Source organism: Vibrio sp. 10N.286.51.E5 (genome assembly GCF_041469125.1).
Taxonomy (GTDB): domain Bacteria; phylum Pseudomonadota; class Gammaproteobacteria; order Enterobacterales; family Vibrionaceae; genus Vibrio; species Vibrio crassostreae_C.
Genome location: NZ_JBFRJZ010000025.1, coordinates 103,806 through 130,726, shown reverse-complemented (window position 1 = coordinate 130,726; position 26,921 = coordinate 103,806). Strand labels below are relative to the sequence as shown.

At 46.0% G+C, this 26,921-nt stretch carries 23 protein-coding genes; 5 read left to right on the top strand and 18 right to left on the bottom strand.

Going from position 1 to position 26,921, the window contains the following annotated elements; translation table 11 throughout:
• Positions 1-178 precede the first annotated feature (178 nt).
• The 4 genes from AB4161_RS09625 to crp all read left to right on the top strand — a co-directional run bounded on the left by AB4161_RS09625 (position 179) and on the right by crp (position 3,316).
• On the top strand, positions 179-1,186 hold the full coding sequence (locus AB4161_RS09625) for a hydrolase (RefSeq protein WP_016783703.1): 1,008 nt from the start codon (positions 179-181) through the stop codon (positions 1,184-1,186).
• Positions 1,187-1,284: 98 nt separating this feature from the next.
• Entirely contained in the window at positions 1,285-1,497 is a 213-nt protein-coding gene (locus AB4161_RS09620) for a YheU family protein (RefSeq protein WP_010435208.1), read from the top strand.
• Positions 1,498-1,574: 77 nt separating this feature from the next.
• On the top strand, positions 1,575-2,444 hold the full coding sequence (locus AB4161_RS09615; RefSeq protein ID WP_010435210.1) for a phosphoribulokinase: 870 nt from the start codon (positions 1,575-1,577) through the stop codon (positions 2,442-2,444).
• A gap of 239 nt (positions 2,445-2,683) precedes the next feature.
• Positions 2,684-3,316: a cAMP-activated global transcriptional regulator CRP gene (gene crp, locus AB4161_RS09610; RefSeq protein WP_004729651.1), complete on the top strand. Its 633-nt coding sequence runs from the start codon at positions 2,684-2,686 to the stop codon at positions 3,314-3,316.
• 183 nt (positions 3,317-3,499) lie between these two features.
• Here crp and AB4161_RS09605 read toward each other — a convergent pair whose 3' ends face one another.
• The 18 genes from AB4161_RS09605 to pilM form a co-directional block, all read right to left on the bottom strand.
• Positions 3,500-4,291 carry a DUF1338 domain-containing protein gene (locus tag AB4161_RS09605; RefSeq protein WP_372083267.1) on the bottom strand — a complete coding sequence of 264 codons (792 nt, stop codon included), beginning with the start codon at positions 4,289-4,291 and terminating at the stop codon, positions 3,500-3,502.
• Positions 4,292-4,504: 213 nt separating this feature from the next.
• Positions 4,505-5,962: a succinylglutamate-semialdehyde dehydrogenase gene (gene astD, locus AB4161_RS09600; RefSeq protein WP_372083266.1), complete on the bottom strand. Its 1,458-nt coding sequence runs from the start codon at positions 5,960-5,962 to the stop codon at positions 4,505-4,507.
• A gap of 39 nt (positions 5,963-6,001) precedes the next feature.
• Positions 6,002-7,021, bottom strand: a complete 1,020-nt coding sequence (gene astA, locus AB4161_RS09595) for an arginine N-succinyltransferase (RefSeq protein WP_372083265.1) — start codon at positions 7,019-7,021, stop codon at positions 6,002-6,004.
• A gap of 107 nt (positions 7,022-7,128) precedes the next feature.
• Positions 7,129-8,340, bottom strand: a complete 1,212-nt coding sequence (locus AB4161_RS09590; protein ID WP_017066202.1) for an aspartate aminotransferase family protein — start codon at positions 8,338-8,340, stop codon at positions 7,129-7,131.
• A gap of 464 nt (positions 8,341-8,804) precedes the next feature.
• Positions 8,805-9,383: an aminodeoxychorismate/anthranilate synthase component II gene (locus tag AB4161_RS09585; RefSeq protein WP_372083264.1), complete on the bottom strand. Its 579-nt coding sequence runs from the start codon at positions 9,381-9,383 to the stop codon at positions 8,805-8,807.
• A 200-nt stretch (positions 9,384-9,583) separates the two neighbouring features.
• Positions 9,584-12,178, bottom strand: coding sequence for an ExeM/NucH family extracellular endonuclease (locus tag AB4161_RS09580; RefSeq protein ID WP_372083263.1), 2,595 nt, complete (start codon positions 12,176-12,178; stop codon positions 9,584-9,586).
• A 385-nt stretch (positions 12,179-12,563) separates the two neighbouring features.
• Entirely contained in the window at positions 12,564-13,580 is a 1,017-nt protein-coding gene (gene trpS / locus AB4161_RS09575; protein ID WP_016796005.1) for a tryptophan--tRNA ligase, read from the bottom strand.
• 150 nt (positions 13,581-13,730) lie between these two features.
• Positions 13,731-14,417 (bottom strand): phosphoglycolate phosphatase, encoded by a 687-nt coding sequence (locus tag AB4161_RS09570; RefSeq protein ID WP_017061120.1) that lies wholly within the window; start codon positions 14,415-14,417, stop codon positions 13,731-13,733.
• Positions 14,418-14,519: 102 nt separating this feature from the next.
• Complete coding sequence (gene rpe, locus AB4161_RS09565; protein WP_010435263.1) at positions 14,520-15,194, bottom strand: ribulose-phosphate 3-epimerase; 675 nt, start codon at positions 15,192-15,194, stop codon at positions 14,520-14,522.
• 200 nt (positions 15,195-15,394) lie between these two features.
• Positions 15,395-16,243, bottom strand: coding sequence for a Dam family site-specific DNA-(adenine-N6)-methyltransferase (locus tag AB4161_RS09560; protein WP_017061122.1), 849 nt, complete (start codon positions 16,241-16,243; stop codon positions 15,395-15,397).
• Positions 16,244-16,312: 69 nt separating this feature from the next.
• Positions 16,313-17,830, bottom strand: a complete 1,518-nt coding sequence (locus tag AB4161_RS09555; RefSeq protein WP_102370806.1) for an AAA family ATPase — start codon at positions 17,828-17,830, stop codon at positions 16,313-16,315.
• A gap of 79 nt (positions 17,831-17,909) precedes the next feature.
• Positions 17,910-18,998, bottom strand: coding sequence for a 3-dehydroquinate synthase (gene aroB, locus AB4161_RS09550; RefSeq protein WP_017061124.1), 1,089 nt, complete (start codon positions 18,996-18,998; stop codon positions 17,910-17,912).
• A 25-nt stretch (positions 18,999-19,023) separates the two neighbouring features.
• Positions 19,024-19,542 carry a shikimate kinase AroK gene (aroK, locus tag AB4161_RS09545; RefSeq protein WP_017061125.1) on the bottom strand — a complete coding sequence of 173 codons (519 nt, stop codon included), beginning with the start codon at positions 19,540-19,542 and terminating at the stop codon, positions 19,024-19,026.
• Between the two features lie 176 nt (positions 19,543-19,718).
• Positions 19,719-21,437 (bottom strand): type IV pilus secretin PilQ, encoded by a 1,719-nt coding sequence (locus tag AB4161_RS09540; protein WP_032545762.1) that lies wholly within the window; start codon positions 21,435-21,437, stop codon positions 19,719-19,721.
• 35 nt (positions 21,438-21,472) lie between these two features.
• Positions 21,473-21,991: a pilus assembly protein PilP gene (locus AB4161_RS09535; RefSeq protein WP_017063694.1), complete on the bottom strand. Its 519-nt coding sequence runs from the start codon at positions 21,989-21,991 to the stop codon at positions 21,473-21,475.
• Entirely contained in the window at positions 21,978-22,607 is a 630-nt protein-coding gene (locus tag AB4161_RS09530) for a type 4a pilus biogenesis protein PilO (RefSeq protein WP_017061128.1), read from the bottom strand. The genes AB4161_RS09535 and AB4161_RS09530 overlap by 14 nt, the downstream gene beginning before the upstream one ends.
• Positions 22,600-23,199: a PilN domain-containing protein gene (locus tag AB4161_RS09525; protein WP_017061129.1), complete on the bottom strand. Its 600-nt coding sequence runs from the start codon at positions 23,197-23,199 to the stop codon at positions 22,600-22,602. The genes AB4161_RS09530 and AB4161_RS09525 overlap by 8 nt, the downstream gene beginning before the upstream one ends.
• A complete protein-coding gene (pilM, locus tag AB4161_RS09520) occupies positions 23,183-24,208 on the bottom strand; it encodes a type IV pilus assembly protein PilM (protein WP_102370805.1) in 1,026 nt (341 codons plus the stop codon). Before pilM ends, AB4161_RS09525 begins: the two co-directional genes overlap by 17 nt.
• Positions 24,209-24,359: 151 nt before the next feature.
• On the opposite strand from pilM, the gene AB4161_RS09515 reads away from it, so the two are divergent.
• The gene (locus tag AB4161_RS09515; protein ID WP_198594487.1) at positions 24,360-26,921 is read left to right on the top strand and encodes a penicillin-binding protein 1A; all 2,562 of its coding nucleotides are present in this window, start codon (positions 24,360-24,362) and stop codon (positions 26,919-26,921) included.

The window sequence follows — 26,921 nt, the reverse complement described above, 5'->3', positions numbered from 1 at the left end:
AAGATCCAAGCTTAACCTTGATATTATTCAAACGGTTACCCATAGTCTGTTTTTGTATCTCGTATAAGTGAAGCCTTGCGCTTATGCCGAGAATCAACCAAGCTCAAATAAAAACATGGGCGTTTCACTAAAAGCTCAACACTTTATCAAAGCCCATAAAAGAAGCATGGACTGTTTTATGACAATATTTACCGCAGCGGCTGGTCTCTCTAATCCGCACTTACAAACCTTAGTGCCACGGTTTATTAGAAAGCAGGCGTTATTTGATCCTCAATGGCAAACCTTAGAAACTCCCGACGGTGATTTCCTCGACCTTGCATGGAGCGAGGACCCGAAGGGAGATAGCCCCAATAGTGATAATAAAAGCAGAGGAGATGCGAATAATAAGCCCATTTTCGTTCTATTCCACGGTTTGGAAGGCAGCTTTGAAAGCCCTTACGCCAATGGACTGATGAATGCGTTTGCTAAAGATGGTTGGTTATCCGTGATGATGCACTTTAGAGGATGCAGCGGAAAACCGAATCGCTTGGCTCGCGCGTACCATTCAGGAGAAGTAGAAGATGCTCGTTTCTTTCTACGACACTTACACGCGCAATTTCCCAATAACCCAAAGGTTGCGGTTGGTATATCTCTAGGCGGAAACATGCTGGCGAACTACTTGGCTGAGTATGCGGACGACCCATTACTGTCGGCGGCAACGATAGTTTCTGCTCCTTTTGATTTAGCTTGCTGCTCCAGTCGTATTGAAAGAGGCTTCTCTAGGCTCTATAAAAAATACCTGCTCAACTCACTCAAATCGAATGCCTTGAAAAAGGTTAAGCTGTTACAAGAAAAAATAGGTATCTCCGCTGAAACCATCAAAAAAATAGACAAACTGTATGAGTTTGATGAAAGGATCACTGCGCCTCTGCATGGATTTAAGAATGCTCAAGACTACTATGCTCAATGTTCAGCGCTTCCAAAACTGAATAAGATTAAGCTACCGACTCAGATCATTCATGCTAAAGACGATCCTTTCATGACTGATGATGTTATTCCAAAATTCGTACTACCAGACAATATTGATTATCGCTTGTTTCAGAAAGGTGGCCATGTGGGGTTCATTACCGGTAGCACGCTCAAGCCCAGGTTTTGGCTAGAAGAAGCATTGCCAGCCTACTATGAAAGTATCCAAGATTCGGCATAATGACCGAGCCTTTTTAAGGACTGAGTGGTGGACGTCACTAGACGCAGTAATCAACACATCAATAAACCTATTTATGAACATAAAAGAGAGAAGTATTTATGATCATCCCATGGCAAGACATTGCACCAGAAACACTGGAAAACCTCATCAAAGAGTTCGTGCTGCGTGAAGGTACAGACTACGGCGACGTAGAGGTTTCACTGCAAAACAAGATTGATCAAGTGAAACATCAATTAGCTTCAGGAGAAGTCAGCATTGTGTTTTCTGAGCTCCATGAAACCGTTGATATTCAAGTCACAAAACGCTTCTAAGCTGCGCTCATAAAGGAGCCGTGTTATAGTGGTAAACGATTGCTAACAAGTAAGTTACTCAAAAGACAAGGGTTGTCATGTCCGCTAAACATCCAATTATTGCGGTGACGGGTTCATCTGGAGCCGGCACCACCACCACCTCAGAAGCCTTCCGTAAAATGTTCAATATGATGGACGTGAAGGCCGCTTGGGTTGAAGGGGATAGTTTCCATCGCTTCACTCGCCCAGAGATGGATGTCGAGATCCGTAAAGCGCGCGAGCAAGGTAAGCACATCAGCTACTTTGGTCCACAAGCCAACGATTTTGGCGCATTAGAAGAGTTCTTCCGTAAATACGGTAACGAAGGTACAGGTAAAGTAAGAAGCTACCTACACACCTTCGATGAAGCCGTGCCTTACAATCAAATGCCGGGCACCTTTACGCCATGGCAAGAGATCCCCGAAAATTCCGATGTGATGTTCTACGAAGGTCTTCATGGTGGCGTGGTAGATGGCGACATCAATGTCTCACAACACGTCGACTTGCTGATCGGCATGGTGCCAATCGTCAACCTTGAGTGGATCCAAAAATTCGTTCGTGACACACGCGATCGTGGCCACTCACGCGAAGCAGTAATGGATTCCATTGTTCGCTCAATGGATGATTACCTTAATTACATCACCCCACAATTTTCGCGTACTCACATCAACTTTCAGCGTGTCCCAACCGTAGATACATCGAACCCACTTAACGCTAAAGGGATTCCAAGTTTAGACGAAAGCTTCGTGGTTATACGTTTGCGTGGCATCAAAAACGTCGATTTCCCCTACCTTCTGGCTATGATAGATGGCTCATTTATGTCACGCCACAACACGCTTGTGGTGCCAGGCGGCAAGATGAGTTTTGCTATGGAGCTCATTGTAAGGCCCATCCTACAACAGCTCATCGAAACCGGAAAAATAGGCTAACAAGACGCCATTCTGGTTGATTACTTTTCATACCGTGATCATGTGCACAATTTTGCGTAAAAAATCGTAGCTTGGTCACGATTAAAATCAAGAAATAGTACCTGAAAAAGGATACTATTCTTAAACGAAACACAAGATAGCTTGCAGCGCTCAACGAGTGCTCTTATCCTACAAGTCAATCCAGGCTTAGCTAAAATACGGAAAGCGGCAAGCATACCCTGCAGAGGAAGTAAGATATTATGGTTCTAGGTAAACCCCAAACCGATCCAACATTAGAGTGGTTCCTTTCACACTGTCATATTCATAAGTACCCTTCAAAAAGTACTTTGATTCATGCTGGTGAAAAGGCAGAAACCTTGTACTACATCGTTAAAGGTTCTGTGGCAGTTCTTATCAAAGACGAAGAAGGTAAGGAAATGATTCTTTCTTACCTAAACCAAGGTGACTTCATTGGTGAACTTGGCCTCTTCGAAGAAGACCAAGAGCGTACTGCATGGGTTCGTGCAAAATCTCCTTGTGAAGTAGCTGAAATTTCTTTCAAGAAATTCCGTCAACTTATCCAAGTGAACCCAGATATCCTAATGCGCCTTTCAGCGCAAATGGCAAACCGTCTACAAGTAACTAGCCAAAAGGTTGGTGACTTAGCGTTCCTTGATGTAACAGGTCGTATCGCTCAAACGCTACTAAACCTAGCGAAACAGCCAGATGCAATGACTCACCCTGACGGCATGCAAATCAAGATCACTCGTCAAGAGATTGGCCAGATCGTTGGTTGTTCTCGTGAGACCGTTGGTCGTATCTTGAAGATGCTAGAAGAGCAGAACCTAATTTCTGCACACGGTAAAACTATCGTGGTATACGGCACTCGTTAATCTCGATTAACTGAGCCAAAAATTTGAAAGCCACCAAATGCGAATTTGGTGGCTTTTTTGTTTTCTGAAGACCCAGAGAGCAGATGCGAGATACGATAAAAACTCACAGAATCCTATTTGTAAACTTCCTCGAAGCGAAGCGTACTCGAATCTCTAGGACAAAGTCCGTGCTCGTACCTTTTGTTAACCGTTGGTGCTCTCAAAGATTTTGTCAGCTGATGCTGCAACAAAACCTGTGTAAAGCTCACCGTTGACCATCGCATAACGCTTAGCGAACTCATAGAAGCCGCCAGGAATCATCTCATTGCCTTCAACAAATGAAACTGGGACTTTGTCTGCCATTGTTGATGATTGCTCTAATAAGACCTCTGGAGAGCCTTTAACCTCACCGCCAGATGCATTGATCGTGAAGCCTGACTCGCTCAGGTAGTCATTCACCGCCTGCACTTCATCAAAGTTATTCAGCTGGTTCACACTTACCGTAAAGTGGTTTGCACCATATCCATGAGCCGCTAGCCAAGATGCGTATTCGCTCTCTTTAGCTAGTACTTGGAAATCAGCGAAGCTCAAATCCCATTGGCGACCACCAAACAAGAACTCATGACCTTGAAACTTGCTTGCATCAACCTGCTCAACTAACTTAGCAACGATCTGTTGTAATTCACTAGAACACTCTTCGACCTTCAATTCACTAATGAACACTTTTGGTTGTTTTGGATCTGGGTGCTCGTAATGCTTAGCCACCAACTTCTTGCTCTCAAACAAGTAGTCGCCACACGCCTTATAGCCTAACTCTAGGAAAGGCTTCGCTAATGTTTCAATACCCAAAGGAGCAACATTGAAAGTACGCAATGCAATGTGATCATTAATCAGCGCTTCGTCTTCTTTCAGCAAGTGATGCACTTTCTCGGCCGATGGACAAAGCCTGTGAATGTAATCGTCCCAAAGTGATTTAAAGAGTAGATCGGGCGTCATGGTGACTCCTTGTCAGAGGTTCTAGCAAGCTAGTAATTTGGATAAGAGAGGGAGAGGCTGAGACACAGAGTCAGCAGCCATCAGCCTGTGACATACTTTTTCTATTATTATCTACCGCCCAATCTAGGTGTCGGACGTGATGGAAAAGGAAAGCGATAACACCACTTCCCTATTTCAAGCTTAACGCATGAGCCTAAGACTCATTAGCCTAAATTAAAGCTCAATACCCGGGCTAAACGTTGCTGGAAGTTGAGTTTCACCGCCTTCCATTGAAGCCATAGGATAAGCACAGTAGTCCGCCGCATAGTAAGCACTTGGGCGTAGGTTGCCTGAAGCACCCGGACCACCAAATGGTGCATCACCACTTGCGCCTGTTAGCTGACGGTTACGGTTAACAATACCCGCACGGATATGGTCAACGAAGTATTCCCATTCAGAATCATCTGTTGATACTAGGCCAGCAGATAAACCAAAGCGTGTGTCGTTAGCTAATTCAACCGCTTGCTTTAGCGATTGGTAACGAACCACTTGTAGCAGTGGACCGAAGTACTCTTCATCCGGCAGCTCAGCAATGTTGGTTGCGTCGATAATACCCGGAGAAACAAACGCCGCTTGACCCGCTTTTGCTTCTACTAGGCTGACGCCGCCTAACGATTGTAGATTCGCTTGCGCGTCCAGAATGAACTTAGCCGCAGCTTCAGAGATCTGAGGACCCATGAAGGGTGCTGGTTCAGCGAATGGCTGATCAACACGAATCTTTTGCGTCGCTGCGACCAGCTTATCGAGTAGCAGATCCCCCTTCTCGCCAACAGGCACGTACAAACGACGAGCACATGTACAACGTTGACCCGCACTGATGAACGCCGATTGGATAATGGTGTATACCGTTGCGTCTGCGTCACCATATTGGTCACTGATCACCATAGGGTTATTGCCACCCATCTCTAGTGCCAGCATCTTGCCCGGTTGGCCCGCGAATTGACGGTGAAGGATATGCCCCGTATTAGCACTACCTGTGAACAGCACGCCATCAAGACCTTTAGCATCGGCCAGTGCGATACCTGTCTCTTTAGCGCCTTGTACTAGGTTGATTACGCCAGCAGGAAGACCCGCTTCTTGCCATAATTTCATCGCAAACTCACCCGTCCAAGGTGTCTGCTCTGAAGGCTTAAATACCACGGTATTACCCGATAGCAGTGCAGGAACAATATGACCGTTAGGTAGGTGACCAGGGAAGTTATAAGGACCAAATACTGCCATCACGCCTAATGGACGGTGACGCAGTACAATCTGGTTGCCTGCCGCTTCACGAGAAGCTTCACCGGTACGCTCATGGTAAGCACGAATTGAAATAGCAATCTTGCCCGCCATTGCGCCCGCTTCAGTGCTAGTTTCCCAAATCGGTTTGCCCGTCTCTTTCGCGATGATTTGCGCGATTTCTTCGCTGTTCTCTTTAACTTTCTCAGCAAAGTTCAACACGATCGCTTCACGCTCTGCAAAGCTCAGTTTTTTCCAAACCAAGAAGGCTTCACGAGCTGCTGCTACTGCAGATTCAACCTGTGCTGGTGTCGCGCTATCACCCTGCCACACTACTTCATTGTTGTATGGGCTTACTGATGTCATGGCGTCACCTTGACCTGCCACCCACTGTCCTGCTATCCACTGAGTCATACTTCTATCCTTAAAATCTTCGACAGATAATCGCCGCTCTTATTGAGCCAACATGCGAACGAATTCGCCTTCTTTTACTTCAAGAGCGCTTGCTACTTCAGATGATAAAATCACTGTGTCGCTTGCTTGGTCATACGCACCTTTCGCGGCTACTGCGCGGAAGTTCTCAAATGAGGTATTACCAATTAGGAAGTCTTTAGAGCTAGAGTGCTCTGCAATTTGAACCTGTGCTCGAATAGAGTGACGTACAGATTCGATGTTTCTTAAATCACACTCGACCGTTGGTCCCGCATCAAAGATGTCGACATAACCACGATTCGTGAAACCTTCACGTTCCAACAGTTTCAATGCTGGGCGGGTGTTATCGTGCACTTGACCAATCACCGCCTGAGCTTCTTCACTCAATAGGTTTACATAGATTGGCAGTTTCGGCATAAGGTCTGCGATGAAGCCTTTCTTACCAATACCCGTTAGGTAATCGGCTAGTGTGAAGTCAATCGAGAAGAAGTGCTCTTGCAACCACTTCCAGAATGGCGAGTTGCCTTCTGCATCTGATACACCACGCATCTCAGCAAAGATCGTTTTTGAGAAACGCTCTGGGTGCTCAGCCATCAGTAGGAAACGACACTTAGACATCAGTCGACCGTTTAAGCCTTTGCGGTAATCAGGACGTAAGAACAGCGTACAAATCTCGCTGCAGCCAGTGTAGTTATTACCGAAAGTCAGCAGCTTCACCACGTTATTCACGCCAAGCTTTTGCGATGAGTGAACCACTTTACTGATGTGGTAAGAGTAAAACGGAACGTCCCAACCAATTGAAGCTTCAATGCCTGTGGTACCAGCAACTTCACCGGTTTCTGTGTCGAAGCCAACCATTAGGTAGCCTTCGTCACCAGGTTCGGTCACGTCTGCTTTCGCAAAGCTGTATTCAGAGTGAGTAATACGGTTAGTTAACAGTTCTTCGTTAACCGGAAGAGATGTGAATCCGTGTCCTGACTCAACGGCGCAGGTATGCAGCGCATCGTAATCAGATAGTTTTATTGGGCGAACAACTAGCATCAATATTCCCTCCAGATGCAAAATAGGCCCAAAACCAGAAGCTTGGGCCTTTAGCAGAACGTCATGGGATCGCTCTAGTGGCGATCATTCCTATGACGCCGCTCAGGCTAAACTAGCGTAGCGATTGCTTTGTCTAGTTTTGATAAACCTTCTTCAATTTCTTGTTTAGTGATAACCAGTGATGGAGTAAAACGAACCACGTTTGCACCCGCAACCAGTACCATTAGGCCTTGCTCGCCTGCTGCTACTAATACGTCACGCGCACGCCCTTGCCATTCGTCATTCAGTGCAGCACCTAACAATAGGCCTTTACCACGAATCTCACTGAAAATTTGGTATTTGTCGTTAATCTTAGTTAGACCATCACGGAATAGCGCTTCACGCTCTTTTACGCCTTCTAGAGTCTCAGGTTGGCTAACTACGTCAACCACTGCTTCAGCTACCGCACACGCCAGTGGGTTACCACCGTATGTAGAACCGTGCGTACCAACCTTAAGGTGTGTAGCCAGTTCAGACGTCGTCAGCATTGCGCCGATAGGGAAACCGCCACCTAGAGACTTCGCTGTGCTTAGAATGTCTGGCGTCACGCCCAGACCTTGGTAAGCATAGAAGTTACCAGTACGACCATTACCTGTTTGTACTTCATCAAAAATCAACAATGCATTGTGCTTGTCACACAGTTCACGAACCGTATTCACGAACTCAGCCGTTGGAGAGATGATACCGCCCTCGCCTTGCAGAGGTTCCATCATGATGGCACAAGTGCGATCAGAGATATGCGCTTCTAGAGCGGCAATATCGTTGTAAGGTAGGTGAGTTACATCGCCAGGTTTTGGACCGAAGCCATCTGAGTAAGCTTCTTGACCACCAACGGTTACAGTAAAGAAAGTACGACCGTGGAAACCTTGTTTGAATGCAATGATTTCAGATTTCTCAGGACCGTGAACATCCGCAGCCCAACGACGAGCTAGCTTAAGTGCTGCTTCGTTCGCTTCTGCACCAGAGTTCGCAAAGAATACTTTTTCTGCAAAACATACGTCAGTTAGCTTCTTCGCTAAACGCAGTGCAGGTTCGTTAGTCATTACATTACTTAGGTGCCAAATCTTGTTTGCTTGCTCGGTAACAGCATTAACCATTGCTGGGTGACAGTGACCCAAACAGCTCACAGCGATACCACCAGCAAAGTCGATATACTCTCGGCCTTGTTGGTCCCAAACGCGTGCGCCTTCCCCTTTTACTGGGATCATTTCCATTGGGTTATAACAAGGCACCATCACCTCATTAAACAGACTACGTTCTACTTTATTTTCCACTGTCATCGTACATTCCTTCTCGATACCGCAAGCTTCGCAAATAAGCGTAATGGTTCATAAGTGAGCCAAAGATATTTTGTCTCGCCATAATCCCGCTGCAGCATTATATTTACATTTAATTAACCTTTTCAATAGTAGATTATTCTTTAGCCATCCCTCACAACCAGCTAAACGTCACTACCTATGACTATTTATGCATCAATTAATCTGTTTTATGAAGCTTTTTTTACCTAAACGTATGACTAGTAATAGCAAAGCCTTACTGGCACAGCGGTATATAGGGTTCGAGAGGAAATAACGCGAATAATTTTGCATAGGCTAAAAACTTAGCGAAGCGAGAGAGAAATGTTATAAAAAGTGATCGGCGTCAGAGGGAGAGAGACGCGTAAAGCCCGAATTTAAACGCTTAACGAATGGGCTGACAGGTTTAACTGGCTTATTTAGGCGGAGAAAGGGTCAAATTTAAACACTTAGCGTGCTAGGAAGTTAGCGAGAAGTTGGTGTCCTTGCTCTGTTTTAATCGATTCAGGGTGAAATTGCACCGCATCAATCGGCAAAGTTTTGTGTTGATAACCCATGATCTCATCCATGCTGCCATCTTCAAACTCCGTCCAAGACGTCAGTTCAAAGCAATCTGGTAGCGTGCCATTTTTCACCACTAGTGAGTGGTAACGTGTCACGGTCAATGGGTTGTTCAATCCCTGAAAAACACTCTTGCCATTGTGGCGTATCGGAGAGGTTTTACCGTGCATCACTTGTCTGGCTCTCACCACTTCACCACCAAACACTTGGGCAATGGCTTGATGACCAAGACACACTCCTAAGAGCGGCAGTTTACCAACGAAGTGTTCGATGACTTGTAGAGAAATGCCCGCATCATCCGGTGTACAAGGACCCGGCGAGATAACAAGATGACTAGGATTCAGCGCTTCGATGCCCGCAATATCAATCTCATCGTTGCGAACAACTTTTACAGTTCCCCCTAACTCACAGAAATACTGATACAAGTTATAGGTAAAAGAGTCGTAGTTATCGATGATAAGTAACATGGGTCGAAATCGTTTGCTAAATACTAAAGGATTGGGAGATATAGGGGCAGTATTGTGCAATACCCATAGCGAAAGGCAAGTGGAAACTGCATTTCGCCAATAATTAAGGCCAACCTAAGTTGACCTTAATTGTTTACAGATAGCGCTAAGTTATCTGAATTGGCTTACTTGTATGGCAAGCCAATCTATTTGTGATTGAGCTAGTTGCGACGACGCCACATTGCTAAGCCAAATAGTGACATCAGAGCACCGAAGCCAAATGAACCGCCTACTCGCAGTTCAAGAACCGCAGGATCATGATCCGATGAACGGAAGTGATCTTGGTATTTAGGTAGGTCGCCTTTGAACTCTTCGTTGTAGTCAAACAACGTCGACTCACCACCATTGATGTGCCAATCGGTAGCATCGACAACCCTATCTTTCAGGCTGTCGCTGATCAACAGGTGATCCAGTGCGCCCACTTCGTCATTGTATGAATAGCTCCAGCTGTCTGGGTGCTTTTGAGCCACAGCATTAATGTAACCGTAGTTCTTAGTAATCACCGCACCATTATCACCAAACTGTTCAACACCATCTATGTAAGTGTTACGAGCCGCTTTGATTTGCTTACCGTATTTCTCTTCAGAGTAATCCGTTAGCACCAGCATTGGATCTTCCATGCCGTACGAGTTCATATCACCCAGGATCACTTTATGGCCTTTGATGCCATCGAGCGCTTCACCCAGTGCCACCGCCGCTGCCACACGGAAGTTCTCACATGAGCCTTGCTTATCGGCGTCAACACCACCTTGGCCGCCCTGCTCAATCGGAGCAGCATCTTCCCAACACTTAGAGCCTTTCGATTTAAAGTGGTTGATCGCTACGGTGAGTTTCTCTTTGGTGCCTTTAACTTTAAAGGTTGGCGCCAATGAGTCACGTTGGTAGTTCTTACCGTCTTCAATCACCTTGCCTGAATCGTCTAACACCTCTGGTGCTTGTTGGCTTGGCATCGCGATAACACGGCTGTCTTTAAGCTTAACCACCTTCTTACGGTAGATAACACCGGTTGTGATTACATCGGTACCAATCGAGTCCATCTCGTCGGTTACGCCGTCTTCGTTCGAGTCGACAGCCACAAAGGTATAACGGTCTTTCTTACGCTCAATGCGATCATTCAGTTGGTTTACAAGTTGCTGAATGGCAGAGCCTTCACCAAAGCCATTGTTCTCAATTTCCATCAAGCCAATGATGTCTGCATCTAAGCGAAGAATCGCGTTCACAATCTTCTCTTGCTGCATCTCAAACTCAGTGATGGTGTTCGCGCCACGGTTATTGCCGTGCTGATTCGCGTCGCCACCAAATGGAGAGTTGAAGTAGTTCAATACGTTGAAGGTCGCAATACGTAGGTCGCCTTCATCCATGTCTGGTTTGTCGGTACGCGGATCGTTACGCACATAGTTTTCAGCCGAGATCTGGTTAGTCGCAATTAAACGGTACTCACCGTAGCTGTAAGTCAGCACGCCTTCTAGGCCAACAATGGTGTCATCAATGCGGATGTAATCTTCTGTTGAACCATCTTGGTCGATATCAGTGCGGCCAAAATCTGGGTAGAAAGGGACTTGTCCATCAGCCGCTTTTTGATCGGTTTCAACGAAAAGACGGCGGTCTGCGTTGTCTTCAGTTTGCTGCTTCGCTTCGTCAGATCCCGCGGCGAAAAGCTGGTTCGGCTGCATGTTAATACGCTCATGCGCCAGTACCATGTTGTTACGACGACCTGCGTAGTCATAACCAAAGGTACGCGTCACACGCATATCAAGCGCTTCGGTTGTTTTCACCAACATGCCTTCGTAGCGTTCAAGCGTTGCAGCGAAGTTCTCGTCACTGTCTAGCACTTCTATCGCCGTCGCTTCAGGTGCCTGCTGCTCGCCCTGTTTTAGCCATTGGTTGTTTTCTACTTTCAGCTGAGTGTGGCTGTAGTATTCTTGAACCTTGCCTTTCACACACACTACATCACCGGCTACTAGCTCTGAGCTCGACTGGTTGGTATGAATAAATAGACCCTCAGAAGTGCTTGAGTTGAAATCATCCTCAAGTGCTTGCAGGTAGAAGCCTTTAGTTAGGCCTGTTGTTACCGCACTTACCACACCTTTTACGAAATATTCATCGTCGGTGATGTACGGGTAGCCATCGATGAATGGCGATGTAGCGCCCTCACCTTGGATTTCTTGAATGGTGGTGAATACTGGGTCAGAGCCATCTTGTGTACAAGTGAACGCTTCTGGCAGTTCAACGCTGTCTAGTGAACCTAGGCCTTCAATGCTGTCTTTTGGTAGCGATACCCATTGTGAAGCATCAAACGTCGCAGAAGGTGTTTGTGTCGCACGAACCAAAGTAACATCTTTGCCCCAGTCCACATCGCCCATCAAACCAACAACATCATGTACCGAGCCGTCTGAATTCAAGATAGCCAGCGGGTCGTCACCATTATGATTGGCGAGAGAGGCATTAATGATGTCAGCTTGAGCTTTAATCTCATCACTCGCACTAGAATGTGCGACCACGAGTACTTCACCGGGTGCTAAAACGTGTCCATCTAAAGGTAAAGTGGCACCCCATGATCCGTTGCCATTGGCAGATTTCGCCAATGAGTAACCATCTAAACTAATGCTGCTATCGCCACTATTGGCAATCTCAACCGCTTTGTTATAGCTGCCGCCTTCCACATATTGTGAAATAAACAAATCAGCGTGTGCGCTTGTAGTTAACAAGCTACCAATTGCCACTGCTAGCAATGAAGGTTTGTGTAAAAGAGCCATCCGTTTCACCTGAGTTCATCGAGTTATAGTCACTGCCATCTATGGGCAGTCATGTATTTTGTGGTAACTATCAGGTTTATTTATGAAAGGAATAAGTCAGTTGGCAAGAAAATGAGGAACTTATCACTTTGGAATCATCAATTGTTTGGCACGTTATATATTTCCAACATATATAGAAACGAGTGTGATTTTATAAAGCTTGAGGGTACCAAATAAGATCATCTGCACAGCATTACAGCGATGGATATGCTAGCTAAATACTGGGTAAATTATCAATTCAAACAAGGGGGTTTCGAGGAAGGCAAATGGAATGGGCATGAAAAAGCCCAAAGTAAACAACAGCTACTTTGGGCTCAAATTCTCAAGCGAGTTGTGTTAGTTCACCCTATGGGCGAGTAACAAAACCTACTGCTTCGTATGCTTTTTTCAGTGTCACTGCAGCACGTTCAGAGGCTTTTTCAGCACCGGCTTTCATTACTGCGTCCATGTAGGCACGGTCAGCACGGATACGGTGATATTCAGCTTGAATCGGCTCAAGCATCTCAACCAATGCTGCGCCTACGTCTTTCTTGAACGGACCGTACATTTCAACGCCTTGGTACTGCGCTTCGATCTCTTCGAACGTTTTACCCGTCGCTGCAGAGTACAGACCCATTAGGTTAGAGATACCCGCTTTGTTTTCCCAATCGTGAGCAATGCGTGGTGGTGTTTCTGCATCGGTTTGCGCTTTGTTGATCTTCTTGATGATCGACTTAGGCTCTTCTAGCAGAGTAATCACGTTCTTACGGTTGTCGTCCGACTTAGACATCTTCTTCGTCGCGTCTTGCAGGCTCATTACACGTGCATTCACTGTTGGAATGTAAGGTTCTGGTACTTGGAAGATTGGCGTTTCAGGACCGTAGATGTTATTGAAGCGAGTTGCGATATCACGCGCTAGCTCTAGGTGTTGTTTCTGGTCGCTACCTACAGGTACTTGGTGAGCACCGTAAAGCAGGATGTCTGCAGCCATCAACACTGGGTAGTCGTATAGGCCTACGTTTACGTCGTTTGAGTGACGTGCAGACTTATCTTTAAACTGAGTCATACGGCTCAGTTCACCCATTTGTGTGTAACAGTTAAGAAGCCAACCAAGTTGAGCATGCTCTGGTACGTGTGACTGAACAAATAGCGTGCTCTTCTTTGGATCAACACCGACAGCAAGACAGATTGCTAGTGCGTCTAGAGTCGCTTCATGCAGTGCTTTCGGATCTTGGCGAACCGTAATTGCGTGAAGGTCTACAACACAGTATTGGCAATCGTAATCATCTTGCATCTGTTGCCATTGACGTAGAGCACCCAAGTAGTTACCGATACTTAGTTCACCAGATGGTTGAACACCACTCAATACGATGGGCTTGCTCATGGTTTTAATTCCTTTGCTTATTCGCTAAGTTTATTGAACGCTTAGCTTCTTAACTTAAATATAGAAAAGCCGCACAGCTCTTCTGTACGGCTCATCCAGTGTACTCATTGATAAGTATTTTGCTAGTAGGTTAGCTAACTTTTGTCCGCTTTATGCTGAAACTAGAACGACATCTAGTAATTGCGCGACGTTATCCGCGACATAGTCAGGGTTTGATGCTGAAATCGGCTCGCCGTGGTTATAACCGTAAGTCAGACCAAACGAGTGACAACCTGCATTCTTAGCCGCTTTAATGTCGTTGCTTGAATCGCCAACCATCAACATCTCTTCCGCTTTTACATTGTGCTTTTCTAGCAACCAGTTCAGAGCGACTGGGTTCGGTTTTTTCTCTGGGAAAGAGTCGCCACCCAACACATCAACAAAGTACTTATCAATACCGTGTTGCGCCAGTACGTCTGGTACAAACTTCGATGGCTTGTTGGTAACCAGCGCCATAGTGAAGCCGGCTTTATCCAGCTCAGCCAGCGTCTCTTTAACCGATGGGTAAAGGTGACTTAGCTTGTGACCGCCCTGCTCATAGAAATCATCAAACAGGATGCGTGCTTTTTTCAGTAGCTCTGGCTCTAGGCTTGGGTCAACCGTCAAGTTACGGCTGAGTGAACGTCCGATAAGAACATCAGCACCATTACCTACGTAGTCGCGAACTTGTTCTTCGCTCACTGAAGGGAAACCCAACTCCTGACAAGCTTGGTCAGCAGCAACGGCCAAATCAGGCACGCTGTCTAACAAGGTTCCATCCAAATCAAAGGCGATCAGTTTTATTGAGCTTAATGACATCTTACTTTCCTATTTATTATGTTCGTCTTATGAGTTGAGCTATAAGACGTAAAAAAGGGGCAAATTAGCCCCTTAATATTCAATCTATCTGTAGTTTTACGATTATGCGTTTACTTTTGCAAGCTCTGCACGCATCTCATCAATCACTTCTTTGTAATCTGGTTGATTGAAGATAGCTGAACCCGCAACGAACATATCTGCGCCCGCTTCTGCGATTTCACGGATGTTATCAACCTTCACGCCGCCATCAATCTCAAGGCGAATGTCACGGCCTGACTCATCAATCAGCTTACGAACAGCACGTAGTTTATCTAGCGTGTGCGGAATGAAAGATTGACCGCCGAAGCCTGGGTTCACAGACATCAGTAGAATCATGTCTACTTTGTCTAGGATGTAATCTAAGCAAGAAAGCGGCGTTGCAGGGTTAAGAACCACACCCGCTTTACAGCCGTGCTCTTTGATTAGCTGTAGAGTGCGATCGATGTGCTCTGAAGCTTCAACGTGGAAGGTAATCATTGATGCGCCGGCTTTAGCAAACTCAGGCACGATGCTGTCTACTGGCTTAACCATAAGGTGAACATCGATAGGAGCCGTAATACCGTAGTCGCGCAGCGCTTTACAGATAGGCGCGCCAAAAGTCAGGTTAGGTACGTAGTGGTTGTCCATCACATCGAAGTGCACAACATCAGCACCAGCTGCGAGTACTTTTTCTACGTCTTCACCAAGACGAGCAAAATCTGCAGACAAAATCGATGGAGCGATTAGAAAATCTTTCATACCAAACCTCTTAAGAGTGAGTAAATTGCGAATATCACCGCCTTGTGACATCTCATATACAAATACAAGACTCAATTCCAAGACTATTTGGTGTGCAATTCTACCTAAGCAACTAAGCAGATCCTAGCAGTTCGAAAGATTAGTTTATGAAAGTACCCGTTGGTCACTCAATTTAATGAGTTCGAGGGTTATGTTGGCCGCTACAATTCTTCTGAAGCGTGTTGCTGGTTTTTCTCTTTATGAAAAAGTGCCAGTAACTCATCGACTTTATTGCGCCCTGCGCCATTACGGCTAATGGTGCGCTTAACCTTGACCACGTTCAGTTCTGCACCATGGTATAAACGGCGCGTTAAGGTGGTGTCATGGTTTGAGATCAAGACAGGGATGCCTCGTTCCATCGCTGCTTTTTCAGCAACATCCGCCAGTGCAGCTTGGTCATCTAAGCTAAAGCCATTACCTGCGTAAGAGGTAAAGTTTGCCGTGTTCGACAGTGGTGCGTATGGAGGATCGCAGTAAACCACACAGCCTTTGCGCGCGCGGCTAAAGGTTTCATGGTATCCCTCACAGACGAAGGTGGCTTTTTTCGCTTTCTCGGCAAAAAATTCCAGCTCAGCTTCTGGGAAGTAAGGTTTTTTATAAGAACCAAATGGAACGTTAAAACCGCCCTTCTTGTTGTAACGACATAGGCCATTGAAGCCAAATCGGTTCATATACAAGAAAGCCAATGAACGATACATGACGTTATCTGTACCATTGAACTCAGCGCGAATATCTAAGAAGGCTTCTTTACGGTTGTTCTCAGGACAGAACCAGCGCTTCGCTTCCGTGATATAAGTTTCAGGATCGGTTTTAAGCAGGTTGTACAGGTTGATAAGATCGGGATTGATATCTGCAAGCAGGTACTGTTCAAAGTCAGTATTCAGAAATACTGAGCCGGCACCGACAAACGGTTCTACCAATTTACGAGCAGGTGGCAGGTGACGTTGGATGTCTTCAACTAGGCCATATTTACCACCAGCCCATTTTAGAAAGGCACGCTGCTTTTTCATTTACTGCTCTATCTATCAACTCAAAAATAAGGCTGCGGAATGTAACATATTTTGAGGCTAAGCTCAGGGTTATTTCGCACGTTCTATCTCTCGATGCACTTGATTCATCGATTTTGCCCAAGGTTCCAACTGTTGAAGGGGTTTTGATAACGCACTTACCGCGTCTCTCGCTACTTGAATCGTTGGGTAATCTTGATAAGTGATAATAAACCACTTGGTGTCGTTGCGAAGTGTTGGGTAAATACGAACCTTGTTCTCAAGGTCATACTCTTCAATGAAAGACTGTACGTCGTCCAATGAGGTCATCGCACTCAACTGCAAAGTATAAGCTCGCGGAGAGATAGCTTGTAACTCTTCGCGAGAAAATGAGAATGTAATTTTCTTAGTCGGTGGCGTGGACTGTGTTAGGTCTGTTGCTTCATCGGCTGAAGGCTGTGACTCCACTTTGTCTGCATCTGATTGCGAACTCACCGCGGCACCTGTGTTTTCTTCAACAGCAGCATCAATCGCACTGGTATCGGCACTTTCAGGTTTATCATCAAGCAAGGCATCAACCACATCAGAGGTGATTACGACACGCTGCTGATCTTGTTCGACTTCTCCAACACTCGCGGTATCTTCAACGACAGTCGGTGGCAAAGATGAGCTGTCGTCATCAGCACCTTGATAACTCATGTCAGCTTCGGCTTCAGAATCGTCCATTCCGTCGATTCCAGCTTGCTCGGCACCACTTTCCACTTCAAAAGTTGGGATAGCTGTCTGTTCAATCGGAGCGATAAGAGATTGCGCTTTATCGTCAGGGGTTGGTTGACTGAACATCCACCAATAACCACCACCAATTAAAATCAACAGCAAGGCCACCACAATCGCGATATTGATGGGTGAGCCAATAATTGAGCGAATAATAATCCTTTTTTCCACTTTCAATTCTCCTAAAGCCATTAACTCACCGGGCAGAGGTTGCGCTTTATTAAACGCACGTCGCACGCAAGTTTCAGACTCATCATCAACATATCGAATCACCAGTGATTCAAAGAAATGTTCAGCTTCTGGTTGCGAAAGGTCATCGATCTCAAGATCGATAGGTTTGTGTTGTTGACCGTAGCTCAAACGCGTTAATAACGTATCTAAGTGGCCAGGTTCCGAGAAGAGAACGATATTGATCGTCCATTGAGGGTTTGATTGAGCTTCCAGTACCAACATCCATAATTCGGATACCAATAGCTCAGAAAGTCGTTGGGCATCATCAACGACGATAACCACATTACACGGTTCTCCATCCAGTAACCTTGTTAGGCTATCCGATAAAGAATCATGTTGATTAAACAGGGGATCAGAAACAATTTGGCTAAGAATGAGCGCACGGCGTTGTTGATCGTCTTGGCTTGGATGACAAAGCAGTAAACACTGATTTTTTTCTGTCGACCATGCTTCAAGATAACGCTGAGCCAACCAAGATCGGCCAGAGCCAGCTTTGCCCGCCACCGTCACAAGGTTTGAACCAAAGTTAGTCAAAAGCTGTAAGCGCTCTAGCAGCTCAACTTGAGATTCTAACTCTAATACTCTTAATTCATGAGCCAAACTCATTGGGGATCCCTACTGATAAGATCGATCAGTAAAACGCTTCAGTTGCCTAGAGTTTAGCTAGGCAACCTCACAACCAAATTTAAAGAGTACGGCAGAAATCGATCGCTTGTTTAATGATGTCTTGAGGCACATCAGCAACCACTTCAGCAGTACCAATACTTGTTGGTAATACCAAACGCAACTGACCAGACAGCACTTTTTTATCGCGCATCATGTGCTTCATAAAGTCTTCAAAAGACATGCTTTCTGGCGTATGGATTGGTAGTTTCGCATTCTTGAGTATAGAAATAATTCGCTCAAGTTGCTGCTGAGAGATCAGTCCCTGTAATTGAGCTGTTTTAGCTGCCATTACAGTGCCTGACGACACAGCTTCACCATGTAGCCAATTACCATAGCCTAGTTCTGCTTCAATCGCATGACCAAATGTATGACCTAGGTTCAATAACGCTCTGATTCCTGACTCTTTTTCATCTAGAGCCACCACTTCAGCCTTAATTGCACAACAACGAGCAATCGCGGTAATCAGTGCTTCTTCATCAAGTTGATAAAGTTTCTCTAGATTCTGCTCCAACCAATCAAAGAAGGCTTCATCGTAAATGATGCCGTATTTGATCACCTCAGCAATGCCCGCTGCAAACTCACGCTCTGGAAGCGTTGATAAACAGTTGGTATCGATGATCACAGATTTCGGTTGGTAAAAAGCGCCGATCATATTCTTACCAAGAGGATGGTTTACTGCGGTTTTACCACCAACAGAAGAGTCCACTTGAGAAAGAAGGGTCGTCGGGATTTGAATGAAATCAATACCGCGCTGGTAACAAGAGGCAGCAAAACCGACCAAGTCACCGATAACACCACCTCCTAAAGCAATCACCACCACATCGCGGCTGTAATTTCCTTCAAGCATGTAGCTCATCACTGAATTGAACGTTTCAAGGGTTTTGTACTGTTCACCGTCTGGCAGCTCGAGAAGAGATGTCTGACAGCCGACTTGATCCAATAGCGATAAAATTTTATCAGCATAAAGAGGCGCTACTGTCACATTACTGATAACAACAACTTTCTGCTTACCTGATAAAAAAGAAAGGTACGCCGGGTCTTCAAATAACCCGGCGCCAATAGAGATAGGGTAGCTACGCTCAGCTAGATTGACCGTAATCCGTTCCATGGGTTTGCTCTCCGAAAAAATGAACTTAACGTTCTTCTAGCATTTTTACGATCTGGTTGGCTACCACTTTTGCACTTTGGTCGTCAGTACGAACTGTGTAGTCCGCCACTTCTTCGTATAGTGCGTTGCGAGATACAGCTAGATCTTCTAGCACATCACGCGGGTTGTCTGTTTGAAGTAGAGGGCGTTTCTTGTCGCGGTTAGTGCGAGCAAGTTGCTTTTCAATTGTTGTCTCTAGGTATACAACAATGCCTCGTGCAGATAGACGGTTACGGTTTTCTTTGCTCAACACTGAACCACCACCTGTCGCAAGAACAATACCTTGTTCTTCTGTCAGATCATTGATTACAGATTCTTCGCGCTTACGGAAACCTTCTTCGCCCTCAACATCAAAAACCCATGCGATGTCTGCGCCAGTGCGCTCTTCGATCACAGTGTCAGAGTCTAGAAACTCCATATGAAGTTGGGAAGCTAGGTGTCTACCAATTGTACTTTTGCCGGCGCCCATTGGGCCAACAAGAAAAATATTGCGTTTCTCAGCCATGTTTTTAGCAGTAATTTACAACGTTAATTCAATGACATCGCCACAAGGTAGGTCAGTACAAGTACTGAAATTAAAAGGCCCGTGGCACCGATTCCTCACAGATAATTCGTGATAAGACCCGAAATTATCAAGGTTAGGTGCCACTAATGCAACTTTATTTTTAATCTAATTGTTCATTACTGAATCACAACTTTGGGTGTGACAAAAATAAGTAGTTCACTTTTACCCACATTTTCATAGCTGCGACGGAACAATGCGCCCAAAACTGGCAGGTCCCCCAACAGAGGAACTTTATCCACTGTACTGCTCACGCTGTGCTGAAATATCCCGCCAAGCACGACAGTTTCACCATTATTAACAAGCACTTGCGTACCTATTCTTTGCGTATCAATGGCGACCGCTTCACCGGTTCCAGTTTTTACCACTTGCCCTGGCCTATCTTGAGTCACGCTCAAATCCAATACCAAACGATTATCGGGCGTGATCTGCGGTGTCACCTTAAGACTCAACACGGCTTTCTTAAATGCAACCGACGTAGCGCCACTTGAAGATGACTCTAAGTAAGGAATTTCAGTACCTTGCTCAATATAAGCCGGCTTTTTATTGGTGGTGATTAAGCGTGGACTAGAAATGATTTCAGCTTTTGACTCTTGTTGCAGTGCCGACAGTTCAAGATCGAGTAAGGTATCTGAACCCAGTTTGGCCACCTGAAACGCAATACTCGAGGCGTTCGGCGATGTTGCCCCTAAATTGACGTTGAGATAGTCATCAATCACGCTGCTGCCGCTATCGTCGTCATACGGCGTAATCGCTGATGGGTGGTTACCTTCGATTGAGCCACCAACGGTGAAGCTTCCGTTGGTTGAGGAAACGCCCCAGCGCACGCCAAGCTCATCAAGATTACCCTCAGTAACCGTGACAATACGTGCCTCTATCTGTACCTGCTTCACGGGAATGTCTAACGATTCAATGATGCCTCGGATCACGGCAATGTTTTCTTCCAATTCACGAATGAGCAGTGAGTTGGTGCGCTCATCAATGGTAATCGAACCACGATCGGACAACATGCTGACCGCACCTTCACCTCCAATCATGTCAGCGATGTCGGTGGCTTTAGCAAAGTTAATCTTGATGATTTCCGATTTAAGCTCCCCTAACTCCTCTTCTAAGCGCGATTTCTCTAACGCTTGTTGCTCTCGAAGGTCGAGCTCCGCTTTCGGCGCGACCAAGATAACATTGCCATCAACACGCTTATCCAAGCCTTTAACTTGCAAGATAATGTCGAGAACTTGCTGCCAAGGTACGCCATCTAAGCGTAACGTCAGGTTTCCGGCTACCGAATCAGACACCACGAGATTGAAGTCGTTGTAATCGGCAATCAGTTGCAGGACATTTCGTACCGGGATATCCTGGAAGTTAATCGATATCAGCTTGCCCTCTTTCTCTAGAACGCTTTTTTCTTTGGTCGCTTCATCGAGCACCGGTTTGCTGATCACCACCTCAATAAAGCGCCCCTTTAGGTTGTATTCATACTGATAGTCATTGCTAATCGTCGCTAGAAGCCGAGTGCTTGGTGTCTCTTTATAGACTTCAATGCCTTCAACCAAGGTAGCGAAATCCTTCACATCCAGCAGGTAGAGCTTGTCATCATCAACTTGAGTATTGATTAGCTCGATACTTAACCCTTCCTGAGCTCGTTGAACATCCACCACTGCTGTGCTGGTCGCCAGCTCAATAATGATGACGGCGTCTTTATCCTTATTGACCCTAAAATCAATATTCTCCAATTTGTTCGGTAAGCTCTCGGCATGGCTGAGCACGCTAACAACCAACATCACAGACACAGCAAAACCTTGTAGAGCCTTGCTCACTAATCCACTTATTCCTTTAATCATATTTACATCTCATATCCACATCATGTGACATTGGTTTACTTCAGAGCCAGCCTAACGTTGCGCTTATGCCAACAACCTAAGCCATCTGGAAGAGTTTCATTAATCTGAACGTATTGGCTCGTCACCTTAGTAACTCGGCCATTGTTTAAGCCGATAAACTGGCCTTTCTTGACGTTTACCACGTTGCCTTTGGGTGTTTGCACTAAGCCAAACACGCTTGAGCCACTGCCCATCACGCCTCTTAAACGAAGCTTACTCAGCGGGTACTTCTCTAACTTGCCATTACGAGAACGGGCGCTGGGTTGCCAACAGTCTTTCTTAACCAAGGGTTGGTTTTGCACAATGGCTTCTTTAGGCAGTTCAAAGGGAGGACGCAAAGATCGACGCTGATAAGTCGCCGCCGTGAATTCAGTTGCTGGGACAAGTTGCTCGACATCTTTTCTCGCCTTGGCTTCAACCTGCGCCACAAAATCTTGCAGTGAGTCTTGATTAGCTTTGCAGCCTGACAACGCAAGCATCAATACGATTGAGTAAAACGCGCTATTGGGTTTCATCATTAACCTCCGATTTAAACTGGTAGGTATAAGCTCGAACCCTAAAGTGCAGCGTGCTACTTTCTTGACTGACTCGCTGCCAATTCACATCATCAAAGCTAATAATACGCGGCAGCTTGGCGATGGCAGCAGAGAAGTCACCAATCTCGTGATAGTCACCTGTCAGCTCTATATTGAGAGGCAATCGATAGAGAAACTCCTTATTCTGCTTTTGCCCCCAATCGATTCGTGTGAAGGTCAGCGAGTTATCCAAGCCGAGCTCATTCACGGAGGCCAACATGCTCGCCAACTCCTTTTGAACGGGCAGCTGCTCTAATAGATAATCGTAGCGACTAGTTAGCTCATCCAACTGGCTCTGCAACTTAGGCAAGGCTGCAACCTTATTCGCCTTTATCCTCAAGGTCGTTTTTAAGGTCTGCTCCTGTTGCTTCATCTGTTTCAGTTCCTCGTCGAGCGGCAGCAGATACAGCCAAGTGCCAACACCTTGGATTAACACCATCAACACCAGAATCACGAGAAGCTGAGGCAACAATGGCCATTCGGTGATCTCATCAACATCGAGATCTTGCAAGCTCATCCTGTTTTGCCTACTAATCCTATTTTGAAGGTTAGCCATGATGCGCCCCCTTATCTTTTCTGCTCGCGGTTGTGTTTTCTAAAGACACAGGGCTAAACACAAAAGAGACCTTGAAGGTCTGAAACTCTTTATTGAAGCGCTTGCGGTTATGAACGATAGAGTGCATCTCGACCCCTTTCAAAGAATCTGAACGTTCGAGGTTGTCCAACATGGTGGCGAGACGAGCAGTGCTGTCGCTGATGCCCGACATTTCAATCTCCTGACCATTCATCTTTATCTTGTCGACATAGACACCCTCTGGAATCAGCTCCGGCATCAAGTTCATGAAGTCGGTGGTCTTATTACGGCCAAGCTGCAGCGACTCAACCACATCAAGTCGAGTCAGAATGGCTTTGTGTTCTTGCTCTGCGACTTTTAACGACTGAATTTGTCGGTCGAGCTCAGCAATGTACTGATTGAGGTAATTGAGGCGAGCTTGCTGCTTGGCTTGTTGATCGTGAAAATAGTGACCAACCGCCCATTGCCCTATAAGCGCAATGATGACGCCAAGAATGACCAGATGGATAAAACGCTTCTTGTGCTGAGCACGAATCTCATCACGCCACGGCAGCAGGTTAATTTGATGCAACATGCTTCTCTCCCTGCCACTTGAGCCCACTCATCGCTATACCCGCCGCGATACCAAAGTGTTGCCAGTCAATCGGCAGTCGGCGTCTCTTGGCGACCTTATTCTCAAATAAAGACAAAGGATTCAATGACTCGCAGCTCAACTGAAAATGGCGTTCTAGCTCTTCGGTTACCATAGGGATGCTGGCGCCCTCGCCCATCAACCAAATCCCTGAGATAGGTTGCTGCGCATTTCCCGATGAATAGAGCTGCAATTGACGCTTGAGCTTCTCAATCAGGTTAACAATGAATTGATGTGTCTCTTCCATAGTACCGAACACGCTCTCGATATCACTCGGGTCATCTGAGCTGCGAAGATCTTGAGTGCCAAAGGCGATGTCTTTATAGAAAGGCGCCGAATTCTGCGGGATAACCCCTAGCGAGGTTTGGTCGATTCCAACATCCACTAGCAACCAGTTTTTCTTATCGGGATACAGGCGCGAGGCCAATTGCCAGATATTAAGTAGCCCATGCGCCTGTGTATCCACCACCACAGGTTTGAAGCCAGCCTTGGTTAATGCATCCGCTCGGCTATCCACAACTTCTTTACGAGTCGCGTATACCTGATAACTGCTTGTCGAACCTTTACCAAATCGTTTGTCTTCCAGCTTTACAAAATCTAAACTCAGCTCCTCGATAGGAAAGGGAGATTGATGGGCGAAGGTTTGATAGATAGAAAACTCTTTTTCTCTGTCTTCTAACTCACTCTCTATTTGCAGTACTTTGCTGATCACCGTGTTATCAGGTACCGAAATGGCGACGTTGCGACAGCCAAAAGGCAGTCCTTTCCTAAGTTCTTTAAGTTTCTTAACAGTTTTCTGATACTCCAAAGTATGGTTAGCTGTAAAAATGTCGTCCGAAATCGGCAGCTCTTTGTATCCCACTAGGGCATACAACTCCCCCACGGGTTTTAGTACCACGGCTTTGATGCTGTGATGATTTATATCTATACCTGTAATTAATGATGAACCCATGTGACCTAGCTCCTGAAGTGCCAAGCATTTCGTTGATTATCTAGGGGTTGTGATTATTAGTTAAATAAGCGTTAATAAACGAAAGCTAAGTTTTTAGCCTAGAGTACAAGGGTTTGCTGCTTATCAGCCTTAACTAATCAGGGATTATCCGGTGAAGTTCATAAAGCGATTATTCATATTTACATTGATTTGCATGATTCTTGGAGTCAGTACAATTTTCGGGTTTTATTTTTACGTAAAACCAGAGTTGCCTGATGTTGCCACTTTGCGCGACGTAGAACTCCAAACGCCGATGCAAGTCTTCAGTCAAGACGGTAAGCTGATCTCTCAATTTGGTGAAAAGCGTCGTAATCCAGTCACTTATGACGAGATTCCTCGCCACTTAGTTGAGGCTCTGATTGCCACCGAAGATAGCCGTTTCTATGAACACCCAGGTATTGACCCAATCGGTATCACACGTGCAGCACTCGTGGTTGCAATGTCGGGTTCAGCCAAACAAGGTGCTAGTACCATTACTCAGCAGCTTGCGCGTAACTTCTTCTTATCTAATGAGAAAAAGATCATGCGTAAGATCAAAGAGATCTTCATTGCGATCCACATTGAGCAACTTCTTAGTAAAGAAGAGATCATGGAGCTTTACGTCAACAAGATCTTCCTTGGTCACCGTTCGTATGGTTTTGGCGCGGCAGCACGTGTTTACTTCGGTAAAGATCTTCCTGATCTCACGCTGAGTGAAATTGCGACCCTTGCGGGTATGCCAAAAGCACCTTCGACAATGAACCCTATTTACTCTGTTGAGCGCGCGACTAACCGTCGTAACGTTGTATTGCGTCGTATGTTAGACGAGAAATACATCACTCAAGCAGAGTTCGATGACGCTCGTAGCGAAGAGCTTATCTCGAAATACCACGGTGCAGAGATCGAACTGAGCGCGCCATATGTTGCTGAAGTTGCACGTGCTTGGATGGTGGAACGCTATGGTGAAGAAGCTTATACATCAGGCATGAAGGTCTACACGACCGTTGATTCGAAACTGCAAAAAGCAGCGAACCAAGCCGCAATTAAGAACCTACTTGGCTACGATGAGCGTCACGGCTACCGTGGTGCTGAAAAAGTATTGTGGCAGACTGCGCAATCAGCGTGGGATCAAGAACAAATCGTTAAACACCTTAAGTCTCAACCAACCTATGGTGACCTAGTCCCTGCTGTTGTTACCGCGGTTGATTCGAAAAGTGCTCAAATTTGGGTTAAGAACCAAGGTGAAGGCACTATCGAATGGCAAGGCATGAACTGGGCGCGTAAATTCCTAACGGATAACCGCCAAGGACCAGCGCCTTCTCAAGCGAAAGAAATTCTGTCGGTTGGTGAACAAATCTGGGTTCGCCATGAAGCCGTTACCGGCGATGAAGTCTCTGAAGAGCCGACAGAAGAGTCAGCGACTGCAGAATCAGAAACACCGATTGTATGGCGACTAAGCCAAGTACCGAATGCGAACACAGCATTTGTTGCAATGAACCCGAACAACGGCGCGGTATTGTCGATGGTCGGTGGCTTTAACTTTGTCCACAACAAGTTCAACCGTGCAACGCAATCTATTCGTCAGGTGGGTTCTGGTATCAAACCCTTTATCTACTCAGCAGCGATTGAGAAAGGCTTAACGCTAGCCTCACTGATCAACGATGCACCGATTAACCAATGGGATAAGAGCCAAGGTACCGCATGGCGACCAAAGAACTCGCCACCGACTTACGTGGGTCCAACTCGTTTACGTATTGGCTTAGCTCAGTCTAAAAACGTAATGGCGGTACGTGTACTGCGCGAAGTAGGTCTAGATGATACTCGTAACTACCTAACTCGATTTGGCTTTGATATTGATGAAGTTCCGCGCTCTGAAACCATTGCTCTGGGTGCGGGTAGCTTAACGCCAATGAAAGTAGCTCAAGGTTACTCAGTATTCGCTAATGGCGGCTACTACGTTGAACCTTTCTACATCAGCCGCATTGAGACACCATTTGGTGAGACTGAATTTGAAGCGACACCAAAAGTGGTTTGTAAAGACGATTGCCAACAGCAAATGACCTCAGACCCAATGGCTGATGAGTTTGCAGAGCAAGATGTGGATGCCAAAGTACAATACGCACCTCAAGTTATCTCTGAACAGAACGCATTCCTTGTTCGTGAAATGATGTACAGCAACATCTGGGGTGGCGGTGATTGGAGCGCAGGTACGGGTTGGAACGGTACAGGTTGGCGTGCACAGCCGTTGAAGCGTCGTGACATTGGCGGAAAAACGGGTACCACCAACGATTCGAAAGATACTTGGTACAGCGGTTACGGCCCTGGCATGGTTGCAACGGTATGGGTTGGTTTTGATAACCACAACCGCAACCTAGGCAGAACCAAAGCGAACTCAAATCTTGGTAAGAACCAAATTACGGGTGCAGAAGCTGGCGCGAAAACAGCAGAACCTGCATGGGTTGATTTCATGGGTACGGCGTTAGCGGGTGTTCCTGCTGAGCGTAAAGAGATTCCTGAGAACATCGTCCGTGTTCGTATCGACCGTGAAACTGGCTTACTGACCAACAAGTTCGATAGCTCATCAATGTTCGAGTACTTCGAGAAAGGCACAGAGCCAACCGAGTACATCACTGAACGTTTCAATGATGACATCTACTCAACCTCATCAGGTGAAGCAGTAGAAGAACTGTTCTAA

What these genes read in the sequence shown, in the direction of transcription:
- crp (WP_004729651.1), top strand. Translation starts at nt 2,684, where the DNA reads ATGGTTCTAGGTAAACCCCAAACCGATCCAACATTAGAGTGGTTCCTT.
- AB4161_RS09560 (WP_017061122.1), bottom strand. Translation starts at nt 16,243, where the DNA reads ATGAAAAAGCAGCGTGCCTTTCTAAAATGGGCTGGTGGTAAATATGGC.
- astD (WP_372083266.1), bottom strand. Translation starts at nt 5,962, where the DNA reads ATGACTCAGTGGATAGCAGGACAGTGGGTGGCAGGTCAAGGTGACGCC.
- AB4161_RS09605 (WP_372083267.1), bottom strand. Translation starts at nt 4,291, where the DNA reads ATGACGCCCGATCTACTCTTTAAATCACTTTGGGACGATTACATTCAC.
- astA (WP_372083265.1), bottom strand. Translation starts at nt 7,021, where the DNA reads ATGCTAGTTGTTCGCCCAATAAAACTATCTGATTACGATGCGCTGCAT.
- AB4161_RS09615 (WP_010435210.1), top strand. Translation starts at nt 1,575, where the DNA reads ATGTCCGCTAAACATCCAATTATTGCGGTGACGGGTTCATCTGGAGCC.
- AB4161_RS09535 (WP_017063694.1), bottom strand. Translation starts at nt 21,991, where the DNA reads ATGAAACCCAATAGCGCGTTTTACTCAATCGTATTGATGCTTGCGTTG.
- AB4161_RS09585 (WP_372083264.1), bottom strand. Translation starts at nt 9,383, where the DNA reads ATGTTACTTATCATCGATAACTACGACTCTTTTACCTATAACTTGTAT.
- aroB (WP_017061124.1), bottom strand. Translation starts at nt 18,998, where the DNA reads ATGGAACGGATTACGGTCAATCTAGCTGAGCGTAGCTACCCTATCTCT.
- AB4161_RS09555 (WP_102370806.1), bottom strand. Translation starts at nt 17,830, where the DNA reads ATGAGTTTGGCTCATGAATTAAGAGTATTAGAGTTAGAATCTCAAGTT.
- AB4161_RS09625 (WP_016783703.1), top strand. Translation starts at nt 179, where the DNA reads ATGACAATATTTACCGCAGCGGCTGGTCTCTCTAATCCGCACTTACAA.
- AB4161_RS09570 (WP_017061120.1), bottom strand. Translation starts at nt 14,417, where the DNA reads ATGTCATTAAGCTCAATAAAACTGATCGCCTTTGATTTGGATGGAACC.
- AB4161_RS09540 (WP_032545762.1), bottom strand. Translation starts at nt 21,437, where the DNA reads ATGATTAAAGGAATAAGTGGATTAGTGAGCAAGGCTCTACAAGGTTTT.
- rpe (WP_010435263.1), bottom strand. Translation starts at nt 15,194, where the DNA reads ATGAAAGATTTTCTAATCGCTCCATCGATTTTGTCTGCAGATTTTGCT.
- AB4161_RS09590 (WP_017066202.1), bottom strand. Translation starts at nt 8,340, where the DNA reads ATGACAGTGGAAAATAAAGTAGAACGTAGTCTGTTTAATGAGGTGATG.
- AB4161_RS09530 (WP_017061128.1), bottom strand. Translation starts at nt 22,607, where the DNA reads ATGGCTAACCTTCAAAATAGGATTAGTAGGCAAAACAGGATGAGCTTG.
- trpS (WP_016796005.1), bottom strand. Translation starts at nt 13,580, where the DNA reads ATGAGCAAGCCCATCGTATTGAGTGGTGTTCAACCATCTGGTGAACTA.
- pilM (WP_102370805.1), bottom strand. Translation starts at nt 24,208, where the DNA reads ATGGGTTCATCATTAATTACAGGTATAGATATAAATCATCACAGCATC.
- aroK (WP_017061125.1), bottom strand. Translation starts at nt 19,542, where the DNA reads ATGGCTGAGAAACGCAATATTTTTCTTGTTGGCCCAATGGGCGCCGGC.
- AB4161_RS09525 (WP_017061129.1), bottom strand. Translation starts at nt 23,199, where the DNA reads ATGTTGCATCAAATTAACCTGCTGCCGTGGCGTGATGAGATTCGTGCT.
- AB4161_RS09620 (WP_010435208.1), top strand. Translation starts at nt 1,285, where the DNA reads ATGATCATCCCATGGCAAGACATTGCACCAGAAACACTGGAAAACCTC.
- AB4161_RS09580 (WP_372083263.1), bottom strand. Translation starts at nt 12,178, where the DNA reads ATGGCTCTTTTACACAAACCTTCATTGCTAGCAGTGGCAATTGGTAGC.